The sequence below is a fragment of the Solibacillus daqui genome (genome assembly GCF_028747805.1).
In the GTDB taxonomy this organism is placed as follows: Bacteria; Bacillota; Bacilli; order Bacillales_A; family Planococcaceae; genus Solibacillus; species Solibacillus daqui.
Window position 1 is genome coordinate 3,725,332 of the sequence record NZ_CP114887.1, and the last position, 14,669, is coordinate 3,740,000.

Annotated in this window: 14 protein-coding genes, 1 tRNA gene and 2 rRNA genes (1 of these 17 running past the window's edge); 2 read left to right on the forward strand and 15 right to left on the reverse strand. The window is 39.9% G+C overall.

Annotation, left to right across the window (positions count from 1 at the left end):
- Positions 1–153: 153 nt before the first annotated feature.
- The 3 genes from O7776_RS18180 to groES form a co-directional block, all read right to left on the reverse strand.
- Positions 154–591, reverse strand: a complete 438-nt coding sequence (locus O7776_RS18180) for a hypothetical protein (protein WP_274308332.1) — start codon at positions 589–591, stop codon at positions 154–156.
- A gap of 130 nt (positions 592–721) precedes the next feature.
- Positions 722–2,353, reverse strand: a complete 1,632-nt coding sequence (groL, locus tag O7776_RS18185) for a chaperonin GroEL (protein ID WP_274308333.1) — start codon at positions 2,351–2,353, stop codon at positions 722–724.
- Between the two features lie 119 nt (positions 2,354–2,472).
- Positions 2,473–2,757 (reverse strand): co-chaperone GroES, encoded by a 285-nt coding sequence (groES, locus tag O7776_RS18190; protein WP_274308334.1) that lies wholly within the window; start codon positions 2,755–2,757, stop codon positions 2,473–2,475.
- A gap of 193 nt (positions 2,758–2,950) precedes the next feature.
- Between groES and O7776_RS18195 the strand changes: the two genes are divergently transcribed.
- On the forward strand, positions 2,951–3,676 hold the full coding sequence (locus O7776_RS18195; protein ID WP_274308335.1) for a CPBP family intramembrane glutamic endopeptidase: 726 nt from the start codon (positions 2,951–2,953) through the stop codon (positions 3,674–3,676).
- 97 nt (positions 3,677–3,773) lie between these two features.
- Here O7776_RS18195 and tatC read toward each other — a convergent pair whose 3' ends face one another.
- The 3 genes from tatC to O7776_RS18210 form a co-directional block, all read right to left on the reverse strand.
- Positions 3,774–4,595 (reverse strand): twin-arginine translocase subunit TatC, encoded by an 822-nt coding sequence (tatC, locus tag O7776_RS18200; protein ID WP_274308336.1) that lies wholly within the window; start codon positions 4,593–4,595, stop codon positions 3,774–3,776.
- Between the two features lie 17 nt (positions 4,596–4,612).
- On the reverse strand, positions 4,613–4,849 hold the full coding sequence (gene tatA / locus O7776_RS18205; protein ID WP_420802131.1) for a twin-arginine translocase TatA/TatE family subunit: 237 nt from the start codon (positions 4,847–4,849) through the stop codon (positions 4,613–4,615).
- An 83-nt stretch (positions 4,850–4,932) separates the two neighbouring features.
- On the reverse strand, positions 4,933–5,565 hold the full coding sequence (locus O7776_RS18210; protein ID WP_274308338.1) for a redox-sensing transcriptional repressor Rex: 633 nt from the start codon (positions 5,563–5,565) through the stop codon (positions 4,933–4,935).
- A 304-nt stretch (positions 5,566–5,869) separates the two neighbouring features.
- On the opposite strand from O7776_RS18210, the gene O7776_RS18215 reads away from it, so the two are divergent.
- Positions 5,870–7,810: an ABC-F family ATP-binding cassette domain-containing protein gene (locus tag O7776_RS18215; protein ID WP_274308339.1), complete on the forward strand. Its 1,941-nt coding sequence runs from the start codon at positions 5,870–5,872 to the stop codon at positions 7,808–7,810.
- A 188-nt stretch (positions 7,811–7,998) separates the two neighbouring features.
- Here the strand turns inward: O7776_RS18215 and O7776_RS18220 are convergent, their stop codons facing one another.
- From O7776_RS18220 to O7776_RS18260, 9 genes are all read right to left on the reverse strand, one after another.
- On the reverse strand, positions 7,999–8,385 hold the full coding sequence (locus O7776_RS18220; protein WP_274308340.1) for a hypothetical protein: 387 nt from the start codon (positions 8,383–8,385) through the stop codon (positions 7,999–8,001).
- 561 nt (positions 8,386–8,946) lie between these two features.
- Positions 8,947–9,960: a tRNA (adenosine(37)-N6)-threonylcarbamoyltransferase complex transferase subunit TsaD gene (gene tsaD / locus O7776_RS18225; RefSeq protein ID WP_274308341.1), complete on the reverse strand. Its 1,014-nt coding sequence runs from the start codon at positions 9,958–9,960 to the stop codon at positions 8,947–8,949.
- Complete coding sequence (gene rimI, locus O7776_RS18230; RefSeq protein ID WP_274308342.1) at positions 9,960–10,403, reverse strand: ribosomal protein S18-alanine N-acetyltransferase; 444 nt, start codon at positions 10,401–10,403, stop codon at positions 9,960–9,962. The genes tsaD and rimI overlap by 1 nt, the downstream gene beginning before the upstream one ends.
- A complete protein-coding gene (tsaB, locus tag O7776_RS18235) occupies positions 10,403–11,107 on the reverse strand; it encodes a tRNA (adenosine(37)-N6)-threonylcarbamoyltransferase complex dimerization subunit type 1 TsaB (protein ID WP_274308343.1) in 705 nt (234 codons plus the stop codon). Before tsaB ends, rimI begins: the two co-directional genes overlap by 1 nt.
- The gene (tsaE, locus tag O7776_RS18240; protein WP_274308344.1) at positions 11,104–11,556 is read right to left on the reverse strand and encodes a tRNA (adenosine(37)-N6)-threonylcarbamoyltransferase complex ATPase subunit type 1 TsaE; all 453 of its coding nucleotides are present in this window, start codon (positions 11,554–11,556) and stop codon (positions 11,104–11,106) included. Before tsaE ends, tsaB begins: the two co-directional genes overlap by 4 nt.
- A gap of 129 nt (positions 11,557–11,685) precedes the next feature.
- The gene (locus tag O7776_RS18245; protein WP_274308345.1) at positions 11,686–12,024 is read right to left on the reverse strand and encodes a hypothetical protein; all 339 of its coding nucleotides are present in this window, start codon (positions 12,022–12,024) and stop codon (positions 11,686–11,688) included.
- Between the two features lie 121 nt (positions 12,025–12,145).
- Positions 12,146–12,221 (reverse strand) — tRNA-Asp (locus O7776_RS18250).
- Between the two features lie 284 nt (positions 12,222–12,505).
- Positions 12,506–12,621, reverse strand: a 5S ribosomal RNA gene (gene rrf, locus O7776_RS18255).
- A gap of 64 nt (positions 12,622–12,685) precedes the next feature.
- A 23S ribosomal RNA gene (locus O7776_RS18260) occupies positions 12,686–14,669 on the reverse strand (it continues 945 nt past the right edge of the window).

Here is a 14,669-nt window from a genome sequence, read left to right on the forward strand (position 1 = left end):
TCATACCTCTTCTTTCTATAAATAAGTCTAACTATTTAATTTTATATATCTGTAGTTATTAGGAGGTTGATGATATGAGTTTTAAATCATTTAATGCAAAAATTCCGTCTAGCATAAAATATACTTCCTCTAAATTCCACAAGAGCATTTATTTTACCTGTTTCTAAATTTGGGTAAAATACAATAAATAATAAAACTCATAATGGCAATAACAATCGCAATGAATGCTATTTTCGCCTTATCCATTACGCTACCTTGAAATTCATATGGTGATTCGTAGACTGCCATAATATACTTTCCTTTTTCATGTTCAACCGCAATGGCCTCAGTTGTCGCTATACCTTCTATTGCATAGTAAGTAGTGCCCTTTGGATAATAGTTCGAGAAATTCCCCCCGAATTGCTCCATATCTGAATACCTCGTAACCTTACCTATTTTTTGTTCTACCTGTGGCACGACTTCATCTGTAATGACATAAATTGAATCATTCCACACAACAAAAGGAAATGCCCAACTCGTTGCAAACACTAACTGTGGGATGAAAAATAGCCAGCAAAATACAATTCCGCTTAACAATAACCCTTTTTTCATGTAAATCCCTCCAACACCCCTTTTATTCATTAGACCAAAAATTTTGGAAAAAGTTACAAAAACATCCCAAATCCTAATAAATGATTTGAGATGTTTCAAAGTTAAAATGTTATTCAACTGTTAAGAAGGACTACATCATTCCTGGCATACCCATGCCGCCCATGTCTGGCATACCGCCGCCACCTGCTTCTGGGATGTCTGCTACAACTGCTTCAGTAGTTAGGAATAGTGAAGCAACAGAAGCTGCGTTTTGTAATGCTGAACGTGTTACTTTTGCTGGGTCAACTACTCCCGCTTCAATCATGTTTACCCACTCACCTGTTGCTGCGTTGAAACCAATACCGATTTCTTCACGTTTTAAACGGTCAACAATGATTGAACCTTCAAGACCAGCGTTTTCTGCAATTTGGCGAACTGGCTCTTCTAATGCGCGTAAAATAATGCGTACACCTGTTGCTACGTCACCCTCTACCTCATCTAATACTTTTACTACTGCGCCGTATACGTTTAGAAGTGCTGTACCACCACCTGATACAATCCCTTCTTCCACTGCCGCACGCGTTGAGTTTAATGCGTCTTCAATACGTAATTTACGCTCTTTTAATTCCGTTTCTGTTGCCGCGCCAACTTTGATAACTGCAACACCGCCAGCTAGTTTTGCTAAACGCTCTTGTAATTTTTCTTTGTCGAATTCAGAAGTCGTTTCTGCAAGTTGTGCTCGGATTTGGTTTACGCGTCCTGCTACTGCGTCTGTGTTACCAGCGCCTTCAACGATTGTTGTGTTGTCTTTAGAAACAATTACTTTCGCCGCGCGACCTAAAGAAGTAAGGTCAGCTGATTTTAAATCTAAGCCAAGGTCTTGTGTAATAACTTGGCCACCAGTTAAAATTGCGATATCTTCTAACATCGCTTTACGACGGTCGCCAAAGCCTGGTGCTTTTACTGCTACTGCATTAAATGTACCGCGTAATTTGTTTACTACAAGAGTTGCTAACGCTTCACCTTCCACGTCTTCTGCAATAATTAAAATTGGACGCCCTTGTTGAACAACTTGCTCTAACACTGGTAAAATTTCTTGAATGCTTGCCACTTTTTTATCAGTAATTAAAATGAATGGGTTATCAAGTACCGCTTCCATTTTATCTGTATCTGAAACCATGTAGTGTGATAGGTAACCACGGTCAAATTGCATACCTTCTACTACGTCTAATTCTGTTGTGAATCCCTTAGACTCTTCGATTGTAATAACACCATCGTTTCCTACTTTTTCCATAGCATCTGCAATGTATTGACCGATTTCTTCGTCCGCTGAAGAAATTGCCGCTACTTGCGCAATGGATTCTTTGTTTTCTACTGGGCGAGAAATTGTTTGTAGCTCTGTCAATGCCGCTGCTACTGCTTTTTCCATACCTTTACGGATTCCTACAGGGTTTGCACCAGCTGTTACGTTTTTAAGACCTTCGCGAATCATTGCTTGCGCTAAAACTGTTGCAGTTGTAGTACCGTCACCTGCGATTTCGTTTGTTTTAGAAGCCACTTCTGCTACTAATTTTGCCCCCATGTTTTCGTATGGGTTTTCTAATTCGATTTCTTTTGCGATGGATACACCGTCATTTGTAATTAATGGTGAACCGAACTTTTTCTCTAATACAACGTTACGCCCTTTTGGCCCTAATGTTACTTTTACAGCGTTTGCTAATTTATCTACACCTGCTGCCATTAAAGAACGAGCTTCTTCTGAGAATTTAATATCTTTTGCCATAATGCATATCCTCCTAATTTTACAATCTATTTTTATAATGTATTTTTTAAGTTCATGTGCAGCTAGCAGAAAATACTATGTATAAAAACTAGCTGCGAGTTTGAAAGTTCGTTTTTAAATTAACCGACGATAGCTAGTACATCACTTTCGCGTAAAATTAAATATTCTACGCCATCATACTTCACTTCGGTACCTGAGAATTTTGAGAAGATAATTTCGTCGCCTACTTTTACATCAAGATCAAGACGAATGCCGTTGTCAAGAACTCGACCCGTGCCTACAGCTACAACTTTACCAGTTTGCGGCTTTTCTTTTGCAGAGTCAGGTAAAACGATACCGAACGCTGTTTTTTCCTCTACTTCTACAAGTTCGATAATAATGCGATCTCCTAATGGTCTTAACAATTGAAACAACCTCCTAAATATTTGTTCTATTTAGCACTCTGAACCTTAGAGTGCTAACACATTTATAATTTTAATAAATTCACTATTTTTTTGCAAGTATGTGCGCTAAAAAATTTTGTTTTATCAAGAAATTCCTCTACAATATAGAAGAATTACTTAATATCGTTATTAAAATAGAAAGAAGGTTGGAGCTGTGAAAAACGTTTCCTCACCTAAGTTTAAAACACAAAAGACCGCATTTTATGTGTTGTTAACTTATATCATTTGTCAATTATCTGTATTTTTACTTATATTCACTCCTGGTTTAAAAGATACCTTACTAGCGCTATTTTCTGGTACACCAGATGAACAATTAATCAAGCTTTCTGGTTGGTGGAGCACGATTTCTTTTGCGATTGCCTTTATCGTATCCTTCCTATTCATTTCACGTAATAAAAACTTTTGGAATGTGTTTAGCGGCGAAAAAATGCCTTTAGGTAAAGCCATTGGTTGGGGAATCATCGGTTTCTTCCTAGTATTTTTAGGGCAAACAATTGGGGCCGCGATTGAGCTTGCATTAGGCATTGATAAGGGGTCTGAAAATACCGAAGCTATTATGAACGTTACGAAAGTCGCCCCTGTCATGATGATTGCAACGGTATTTTTAGGACCTGTACTAGAGGAGCTTGTTTTCCGTCGTGTGATTTTTGGCTCGATTATTCAAAACTACAACTTCTGGATTGCGAGTATTATTAGTGCGATTGTGTTTGCTGCGATTCACATGGATTTCACGCACATTATTTTATACACTATTTGCGGGATGATTTTCGCGTTTTTATACCATAAAACCAAACGCCTCATTACACCCATTATCGCGCATATTTTACTTAACGGCTTCGTGACGTTTATCCAAATGAATGCCGATAAGTTTCAGGTATAGCTTTCATAATAAGAAAAGCCATGAGAATTTTATTAATAAAATTCCCATGGCTTTTTTGCTAACAAAAAACGCTACCGAATGGCGATAGCATTTATTGCTAACTATTCATTTGTTCCATTTGTTTACGCTGCTGCTCTAGCAATTCTTCTACTTGCAACTCACGTTCACGCTCTTCTTCTTGTAAAACACGCGCTGCTTCAGCCTTTTCATATTTACGATAGCCTATACGAGAAATGACAATACTTACCTCGTATAAAATAAAAAGCGGAATCGCAATAATGATATTCGACACAAAATCCGGAGGTGCTAGTAATACAGAAATAACAATTAATACAAAATAGGCATACTTGCGGAATTTAATCATTAATTTTGGGTTAATAATCCCTAGTCGCGCCACAAATAGCGTAACGACTGGCAACTGAAATAGAATGCCAAATGGGACGACTAACTTTAGTAAAAATGAAAAGAATTCATTAATGCCAATCGTTTGAGTAATGTTTAAATCACTCGATAGTTCCGTCATAAATCGCATGACAAACGGAAATAAAATAAAGTAAGCAAAGGCCATACCACCAATACCTAGTACAAAAGCATACGGTATGTACTTTAAAGTTGCCTTTCGCTCTTTATCATGTAAGCCAGGTGTTATAAAAGCCCATAACTGATAGAGTAAAATCGGTGAAACAATCACTGCCGCAATTATGAATGTCATTTGTAAATAAACAGTTAATGGATCGGCAGGACTAAAGGCGTTCATCGAAAAACTAGCAGCAAGATCACTGCGTTGAATGTGTCTAATAATCGGTTTGGCTGTGTAGAAGCCTGCAAAAAGCGCTAAAACAAAGAAAATCGCCACGAAAAATAAGCGTTTCCTAAGTTCCTCCATATGTTCGAGTAAGGTTAATTCTTGTGGATTCATAATAAGACATCCTTAATTTACTTATCGTTAGGTTTTTCGTTATCTTTATGTTCAATGACAGCTTTTTTTGTTTTGTAATCATCATCGTCATCATCTGTTAGTCCTTTTGTAGCACTGCGGAACTCACGTAAAGTTGTCCCCATGGCACGACCTAAAGATGGTAATTTTTTTGGACCAAAAATTAATAAAGCAATAAGACCAATGATAATTAGGCTTACAGGTGTAATCGCACTTAAATGCACAACGACTTCCACTATAGCCACCTCCTCTATTATTATGTACATTTTACAGTAATTAAAAACATTTTACCATTTTTAGTAATGTGAACAATTTGTTACTAATCTGAATTTCTTACTAAATAGATAAGTGCCTGCAACTCCACAGATAAGTCAATGTTCATAACCTTTAACGTCTCTGGCACAGAAAGTCGTACAGGCGTGAAATTTAATATTCCTTTTGCATTCATGTTCACAAGGCGGTCAGTCATCATTTGCGCTGAGCGTGATGGCACTGTTAAAATTGCTAATTCCGCGCCAAATTCCTCATACATATCCTCTAAACGATCTGGATGGAATACCGGAATATTACTAATCATTGTTCCCTCATAAGGCGCTTTCGAGTCAAACGCCACCACAATACGTGTATTGTGGTTTTTTTGGAAATTGTATTTTAATAAACCATTTCCTAAGTTCCCTACTCCAATTAGTGCAACATTCATCGCTTCATCTTGATCTAAGGTTTGGCGGAAAAATTCGAGTAAATAGTTGACATCGTAGCCATAGCCCTTCTTACCAAGTGCTCCAAAATAAGAAAAGTCTCGACGAATTGTAGCCGAATCTATTTTCATCGCATCACTTAATTCTTGTGATGAAATACGTTTTTTACCTTCATTTGCGAAGTTTTTTAAAAATCGATAATACAGAGGGAGTCTTTTCGTTGTTGCTTGTGGAATTTTTGCTTCTGGTTTCACACATTCTCCTCCTCCTTCTTATTATTGGAAATCGTTATCAATTACCCCTCAGCGTAATTGCGTCCAAATTTTTTTGAGTTAACTGAAAAAATTCCCCTAGAAAATCTGTGACATTCGCTGGGCATTGGGCCAAAAAAATGTTGGTCACTCAGACGTTGCCACACGATGTGACGCACTTAGCCCGAGTTCCCAATTCAGCAGAAACAAGTTAATCTTACTAAACTACTAGCTCCAAGTAAAGTATCCATCGTTGCACGTCGTGTGTCCATCCTTTAAACTAAATAGAAGAAACTGAGGTGTAAACATGATTGTCTTACAAGTAAATCAATTATATAAATCCTTTATCACTGATGAAATTTTAAGCGGTGTCAAACTTGAGGTACAACATCGTGACCGCGTAGCATTAGTGGGTCGCAACGGTGCAGGTAAATCGACTCTCCTAAAAATTATTGCCGGTCAAATGAGCTATGACTCTGGTGAAATTATTATTCCAAAAGATATTCGCGTTGGTTATTTAGAGCAGCATGCAGGCATAGATTCGGACTTGTCTATTTGGGACGAAATGATGACAATTTTTAATGCACTGCGTATTCAGGAGCAAAAGCTGCGTCAACTCGAACAACAAATGGCTGATCCAGCTGTTTATGAAAATAGTGAAATTTATGGACGGGTTATGGCAGAATACGATCAATTGCAGCATGATTTTAAAGATGCGGGTGGCTATCAATACGAAGCAGATACTCGTTCTGTCTTGCACGGAATGCAATTTTTCCCTGCTGATTATGACAAACCGATTCAATCGCTATCAGGTGGTCAACGTACCCGTCTTGCACTTGCGAAACTGTTACTGTCAAAACCTGACTTACTAATACTTGACGAACCGACAAACCATTTAGACATCGAGACACTTTCATGGCTAGAAGGCTATTTAAAAGGCTATGACGGCGCTATTTTAATCGTGTCACATGACCGATACTTCCTAGATCAAGTTGTTTCAACTGTTTACGAAGTATCACGCACGAAAGTATCAAAATATGTTGGCAACTACAGCGCCTATTTAGATGAAAAAGCAAAAAACTATGAGCGCGACTTGAAGATGTACGAGCGCCAAATGGATGAAAAGGCTAAACTCGAAACATTTATCCAAAAAAACTTGGCCCGCGCCTCAACAACAAAGATGGCGCAATCACGTCGCAAAGTATTAGAAAAAACAAACTGGATGGATTCTCCCGATGGCGATGAAAAAAGTGCAAGCTTTGGCTTCACTATTGAACGTCAAAGTGGGAATGACGTATTATCGATTGATGACTTAACGATTGGATACCCCGACAAAGAAATCTCATCCAATATTAATATGCGTGTATTCCGTGAAGATCGCCTTGCATTAGTCGGCCCAAACGGTGTTGGTAAATCCACATTACTAAAAACAATCGTAAAGGATCTAGCCACTTTAACTGGCGATATTCGCTATGGTACAAATGTACAAATCAGCTACTACGACCAGGAGCAAGCAAAACTGCATTCAAACAAAGCTGTACTAAACGAGCTCTGGGATGAGTGGCCATTAATGAATGAAAAGGATATACGCAGCATTTTAGGTCGCTTCCTATTTAGTGGTGATGACGTTTCGAAAACCGTCAATTCATTATCTGGTGGCGAAAAGGCACGCTTAGCTTTGGCAAAATTGATGATGCAAAAATCAAATTTCCTAGTGCTCGATGAACCTACAAACCACCTAGATTTAGATAGCAAAGAAATTTTAGAAAACGCATTAATCGATTATCCTGGAACGTTATTATTTGTATCGCATGACCGTTATTTCATTAACCGCATTGCGACAAAGGTTGTGGAATTATCGGGGACAGGCTCTTTTGAGTATTTAGGGGATTACGATTACTACCTTGAGAAAAAACAAGAGCTTGAAGAACTAGCAGCGATGAAAGCCGCCGTAACTGAGGCAAAATCACAAGAAACGTCTTCACAAACCAAATCAACATCTATGATTGATAAAGATACCAAAAAGCGTGAACGCCAAATTCGACGCACTATTGAAGACATTGAAAAAAATATGGCGACACTTGATGAAAAAATTACTCAGTTTGAAGAACAACTATGCGACCCAGCTGTTTTCTCAGACCACGAAAAAACATTAGCCATCCAAACTGAACTATCTGAAGCCAAAGAGCAGCACGAAACATTTGAAATGGAATGGCTTGAACTAAACGAAGAACTAGAACAGCTATAAAGTGAAACTTTGCTCAGTGGGGGTTCCCCCATCCCCACTCACCAATCGGGCTTTTAGGGACAGTGAACCCCCCACTTAGCCTTCTCGTTTCATGTACCAGTTTGAAGTAGGCATCTTACTGTCCCTTAATGCGGGATAAAATATGGAGAACGCATGTATGTAATAGATATACTCGCGTTCTCCTTTTACTATTTCACATGATAACTTTTTAACATTTGTAGCTTTTGATATGCCGTATAGGCCCCATAAATCCAACCAAAGAATATAATAGTCAATAACGCTATAACTGTATTTAATGCCGCAGTTAGTAACTTCCACGGCGAATTAGCCGTTTTCGTTAGAAACGGTTGTCTTGCCCCGATACGGATACTATGAAAAATATCGACCATCTGACTTCTCCCATATACAAGCGCTAACGGATATAAAACCAGCGCGAAAATTATAAAGATGCCACTAAACGAAGCTAAAAATACACCATTCCCTGTACTACTCAATAAATAAAGGACACCTATTAAAATCACCACGCCAAATACAAGCAATACAATCATTTTGTTGCGTTCTTTTAAATAATTCATGAAAACATCCCCTATTCCGTTGTTTTTACACTATACCCATATCTAAAGAAAATCCTAACCTCTTCATCATTATTGTGTAATACCAATGAATAATTCATTTCCAGTTGACCATTCGACATATATATAGGTCAATACGCTGAATTTCGACAAAATAACCCACAATTTTATTCACAAAATAAATGCAGTCATATCAACATATCAACAGTGTTTTCCACATTATCCACATTTAAAATTATTTTTATTCACATTACCTTGTGAAAAAATAGCCACTACATATAGATAAATCACAAGTTTTCCACAAGTTATTCACACTTTGTGTATAAGTACGCATGTTCGCACATCTTTTTGAGGATTAATCACTTTTTCTGTGGATAATTTTTCAGAAAAATTGTACATTAAATAAAAAGTTGTTATAAAAGACATTTTCATATCATAAAATACAAGTTACGACTATTTTATATTATTCTAAAAAATCTTTTCATTTCTCTTACTTAAAATTCCATAGAAAAAAGCATGATGAATCGGATTACTACTTTCCATTTCATCATGCTTACTATATGTTTATTTCCAGCTAGTTAATTCCATACCAGGACGTCCATTCATCGCTAAATTCCCGCGCACACCTGCTTCATACATTTGATAAGCAGCTGCACCAATCATTGCAGCATTATCTGTACATAATTTTAACGGTGGTACGAAAAATGGAATACCTTCTTGTTCAAATGCTGTTTCAAGTGCACTACGTAAACCTTTGTTCGCCGATACACCACCTGCTGCAATCACTTGCTTCACACCAAATTCACGTGCTGCACGCACGGTTTTAGCCGTTAATACCTCAACAACACTATCTTGGAAACCTTTTGCGACTTGCTCTGGAATGATTTCCTCACCACGTTGATCCATATTATGCTTGTAGTTGATAACCGCCGATTTTAACCCACTAAAGCTAAAATCATACGAACCTTCTTCTAACCAAACTCGTGGGAATTTCACCGCTTCCGTTGCCTCATGCGCTAAACGGTCAATATGAGGTCCCCCTGGATATGGCATGTTTAACACACGTGCTACTTTGTCATATGCCTCACCAGCTGCATCGTCTCGCGTTTCACCGATTACTTCAAATGATCCATGCTCGCGCATAAATACAAGTTCTGTATGACCGCCAGATACGACTAAAGCAAGCAACGGAAATTCCATTGGCTGTACTAAATTATTCGCATAAATATGTCCCGCAATATGATGTGTGCCGATTAACGGTAACCCATTCACAAAGGCAAATGCTTTTGCTGCATTAATACCGATTAATAACGCCCCAACTAACCCTGGTCCCTCTGTTACAGCTACTGCTGTCAATTCCTTTGGTACCATTTCAGCTTGCTTCAACGCTTCTTCTAACACAATTGTCATTTGCTCTACATGATGGCGTGACGCAATTTCTGGCACAACTCCACCAAAGCGCTTATGACTCTCAATTTGAGATGATACGACATTAGAAATAATTTCAGTACCATTTTTAATAATTGCCGCTGCTGTTTCATCGCAGCTTGTTTCTATTGCTAATATATAATGATCCATTATAAATTCACCCACATTACTAACGCATTTTCTTGATTATCCGTATAGTAGCCTTTACGAATACCACCATCTTGGAAGCCAAGTTTGCGATATAAATTTTGCGCAACGGTGTTTGTTACGCGTACTTCTAAACTCATAACATCCATATTCGCTTCTTTAGCAACACGCACTGCTTCACGCATTAACGCTTCACCAATACCTTGTCCACGAACTGATTCAACAACCGCCACATTCGTAATTTGTGCTGTATCAATAACAAGCCATAGACCGCAAAATCCAACGAGTTCACCAGCTTCATTTTCCGCTACTAAATAATGCGAAAACTGATTTTCGTTCAACTCATAGTAAAAAGAATCTAACGTCCAAGGTGTTGGAAACGTCGCAACCTCAATCGCATGAACTGTCGGAACATCTTCAAGCGTCATTTTACGATACTGTACCATTATTGTTGCTCCTTTTTCTGTTCCTTAATCCAGTTCGCTTCAGCCTCAGCAATACGACGATACTGTGGTACAAATGCATGAACCGCATCTACTGAAGGCAGCTCTTGTACCTCTGCTACTGCAATTAGCTCTGACGCACGTGGTAAGTCTAGAGTATAGGGCACACGGACAGCACGTTCACCTAATACTTCCTGAATTTTTTCAAAATAAACCTCAACATCTGTACCTACAAATAATACTGGACGTTTTAATGCATCTAGCTTAGTTAATAATCCATCAATATGATCATGGTGGTCCTCGATAACTGGCGTTTGCGTAATTCCTTCGTAAACTCCGGCATAAACGTTTTGACGACGTGCATCAAACAACGCACAAACCGTATAGTTAGACACGCGTACATTCGCGGCTAATACCTTTAAACTTGATACACCTACTAAGGGCTTTTGCAATGACCAGGCTAATGTTTTTGCTAATGTAACTCCAATACGCACACCCGTGTACGAACCTGGCCCTTCTGATACCGCTATCGCATCGATTTCAGTTGATGTAATTCCTGCTTTGTTTATCACTTCTTCAATAGCAGGCATCGCACCTACTGAATGCGTTAATTTAATATTTTGTACAACTTCTGCTACCACTTTACCATCTTTAACTATTGCAATAGAAAGCGGGGCATTTGCTGTTTCAATCCCTAACCAAATCATTTTATTAACTCCTTACAAAGGCGCATGTATTTCTCACCTACTGGTTTTAATACAAATTTTCGACTTGTATCATCAATACGTGTAATTTCTATTGCCAAATGTTCTTTTGGTAGCTCATCTTCTATTAAATGTGCCCATTCAACAACTGTTACCGCATCTCCATAAAAGATTTCATCCCAACCTAAATCCTCATCACTATCCTCTAAACGATAGACATCTAAATGGTTTAAGGCAATACGTCCCTCATACTGCTTCATAATCGTAAATGTGGGGCTATTCACCGTACGTTTGATGCCTAATCCCTTTGCAAAGCTTTGCGTAAATGTCGTCTTACCGGCACCTAAGTCGCCTTCTAACGTAATTGTATATTGTGGCTCAACTAATGTAGCCAACGTTAAAGCAAGTGCTTGTGTTTCTTCTAATGTATATACTTGTTTTTCAAATATCATATTGTGCTTCCTTCCACAAAAAAATCCTCTACTTCTAGTTTACTTGAAGTAGCTCAATTGTTCAAAATGTATCACTTATTTCATGCATAACAAAAAGCCTTATTAGCAAATCGCCAATAAGACTTTCATTTATCGTGAAGAATTACCTCGACGTTCAACAATTTCTTTTTTCGTAACTTTATCGTCTTTAAAAGTTAGTCTGAAGCCTTGCGTCAATAGTAACTCATCATTCCACTCATATACATTTTTTTTAATTTCTTTCCCTGCCCCACCGGCAATTTTTACAACCTCCATGTAAGGCATGCCGACTTTTACTTGCTCATATTCTTGTTCGTTCATATATTTTTGCCATCTATGTGCATTACTTTCTTCAATTTCTAAAATTTCATCTTTACAAGCCTTAGTACTCAAAATTAGCAAGAAGATGAGACAAATGGCCAGGCACACTAATAAACCGTTTTTATTCATCAACACTCCTCCTTAACAGCTTAGGGAATTTTTTCCCGCAAGGGTAGTGTTCAAAACATATGCTTTACAAACCAAATAAAGTAATCCGCTTTTGCGAATTACTTGGAATAGTCAATGTATATGGCGGTCCCGACCGGGATCGAACCGGCGATCTCCTGCGTGACAGGCAGGCATGTTAACCGCTACACCACGGGACCATTTTTTTATTAACTCTCTCGGACAATATTTATTTTATCAGATATTATCTTTTATAACAATTACTTTTTTAAAAAACTTTTTTCTTCTTTAATTTGTTTTTCTCTAAAATCCTAAATTTTAATCTTCTAAAAATTAGTAGATAAAATTAACTTTTATATTAAAATCCCCACAAATTCTTGCAGTGATTTTTTAATCTATTTGCAATTCAGATAAATTAAGTAGATTAATCATGAATTTTTTTAAAATATAAAAAACCACTGATTGCTCAGTGGTTTTCATTCGTGCGAAGCGACGTTCTACTCTCACAGGGGGAAACCCCCAACTACCATCGACGCTAAAGAGCTTAACTTCTGTGTTCGGTATGGGAACAGGTGTGACCTCTTTGCCATCATCACTTCACTTATTAAATTGAAAGTTTGTTCTTTCAAAACTGGATAAACGGTTCATTGATATTCATAAACATGTGGTTAAGTCCTCGACCGATTAGTATTCGTCAGCTACATGTGTCGCCACACTTCCACCTCGAACCTATCTACCTGATCGTCTTTCAGGGGTCTTACTTACTTGCGTAATGGGAAATCTCATCTTGAGGGGGGCTTCATGCTTAGATGCTTTCAGCACTTATCCCGTCCACACATAGCTACCCAGCGATGCCTTTGGCAAGACAACTGGTACACCAGCGGTGTGTCCATCCCGGTCCTCTCGTACTAAGGACAGCTCCTCTCAAATTTCCTACGCCCACGACGGATAGGGACCGAACTGTCTCACGACGTTCTGAACCCAGCTCGCGTACCGCTTTAATGGGCGAACAGCCCAACCCTTGGGACCGACTACAGCCCCAGGATGCGATGAGCCGACATCGAGGTGCCAAACCTCCCCGTCGATGTGGACTCTTGGGGGAGATAAGCCTGTTATCCCCGGGGTAGCTTTTATCCGTTGAGCGATGGCCCTTCCATGCGGAACCACCGGATCACTAAGCCCGTCTTTCGACCCTGCTCGACTTGTAGGTCTCGCAGTCAAGCTCCCTTATGCCTTTACACTCTACGAATGATTTCCAACCATTCTGAGGGAACCTTTGGGCGCCTCCGTTACCTTTTAGGAGGCGACCGCCCCAGTCAAACTGTCCGCCTGACACTGTCTCCTACCCCGCTAAGGGGCATGGGTTAGAAGTTCAATACAACCAGGGTAGTATCCCACCGACGCCTCCTTCGAAGCTGGCGCTCCGAGATCTCTGGCTCCTACCTATCCTGTACAAGTTGTACCAAAATTCAATATCAAGCTACAGTAAAGCTCCACGGGGTCTTTCCGTCCTGTCGCGGGTAACCTGCATCTTCACAGGTACTATAATTTCACCGAGTCTCTCGTTGAGACAGTGCCCAGATCGTTACGCCTTTCGTGCGGGTCGGAACTTACCCGACAAGGAATTTCGCTACCTTAGGACCGTTATAGTTACGGCCGCCGTTTACTGGGGCTTCAATTCGCAGCTTCGCTTGCGCTAACCACTCCTCTTAACCTTCCAGCACCGGGCAGGCGTCAGCCCCTATACGTCACCTTACGGTTTTGCAGAGACCTGTGTTTTTGCTAAACAGTCGCCTGGGCCTATTCACTGCGGCTCTCTCGGGCTATACACCCTACCAGAGCACCCCTTCTCCCGAAGTTACGGGGTCATTTTGCCGAGTTCCTTAACGAGAGTTCTCTCGCACACCTTAGGATTCTCTCCTCGACTACCTGTGTCGGTTTGCGGTACGGGTACCTCCCACCTCGATAGAGGCTTTTCTTGGCAGTGTGAGATCAGGAACTTCCTCCATACGGAGTCGTCATCACAGCTCAATGTTAAAGTACGCGGATTTGCCTACGCACACACCTTACTGCTTGAACAGAGACAACCAACGCTCTGCTTACCCTACCCTACTGCGTCCCCCCATTTCTCAAACGGTGGGGAGGTAGTACAGGAATATCAACCTGTTATCCATCGCCTACGCCTATCGGCCTCGGCTTAGGTCCCGACTAACCCTGAGCGGACGAGCCTTCCTCAGGAAACCTTAGTCATACGGTGCATGGGATTCTCACCCATGTTTCGCTACTCATACCGGCATTCTCACTTCTAAGCGCTCCACCAGTCCTTCCGGTCTGACTTCAACGCCCTTAGAACGCTCTCCTACCACGCATACCAATGGTATGCATCCACAGCTTCGGTGAATCGTTTAGCCCCGATACATTTTCGGCGCAGCGTCACTCGACCAGTGAGCTATTACGCACTCTTTAAATGATGGCTGCTTCTAAGCCAACATCCTGGTTGTCTAAGCAACGCCACATCCTTTTCCACTTAACGATTACTTTGGGACCTTAGCTGGTGGTCTGGGCTGTTTCCCTTTTGACTACGGATCTTATCACTCGCAGTCTGACTCCCGTGTATAAATATCCGGCATTCGGAGTTTGTCTGAATT

Coding starts and splice junctions, on each gene's coding strand:
- O7776_RS18180 (WP_274308332.1), bottom strand. CDS start 591: ATGAAAAAAGGGTTATTGTTAAGCGGAATTGTATTTTGCTGGCTATTT.
- groL (WP_274308333.1), bottom strand. CDS start 2,353: ATGGCAAAAGATATTAAATTCTCAGAAGAAGCTCGTTCTTTAATGGCA.
- tatC (WP_274308336.1), bottom strand. CDS start 4,595: ATGAATCCACAAGAATTAACCTTACTCGAACATATGGAGGAACTTAGG.
- O7776_RS18215 (WP_274308339.1), top strand. CDS start 5,870: ATGATTGTCTTACAAGTAAATCAATTATATAAATCCTTTATCACTGAT.
- O7776_RS18220 (WP_274308340.1), bottom strand. CDS start 8,385: ATGAATTATTTAAAAGAACGCAACAAAATGATTGTATTGCTTGTATTT.
- tsaD (WP_274308341.1), bottom strand. CDS start 9,960: ATGGATCATTATATATTAGCAATAGAAACAAGCTGCGATGAAACAGCA.
- rimI (WP_274308342.1), bottom strand. CDS start 10,403: ATGGTACAGTATCGTAAAATGACGCTTGAAGATGTTCCGACAGTTCAT.
- tsaB (WP_274308343.1), bottom strand. CDS start 11,107: ATGATTTGGTTAGGGATTGAAACAGCAAATGCCCCGCTTTCTATTGCA.
- tsaE (WP_274308344.1), bottom strand. CDS start 11,556: ATGATATTTGAAAAACAAGTATATACATTAGAAGAAACACAAGCACTT.
- O7776_RS18245 (WP_274308345.1), bottom strand. CDS start 12,024: ATGAATAAAAACGGTTTATTAGTGTGCCTGGCCATTTGTCTCATCTTC.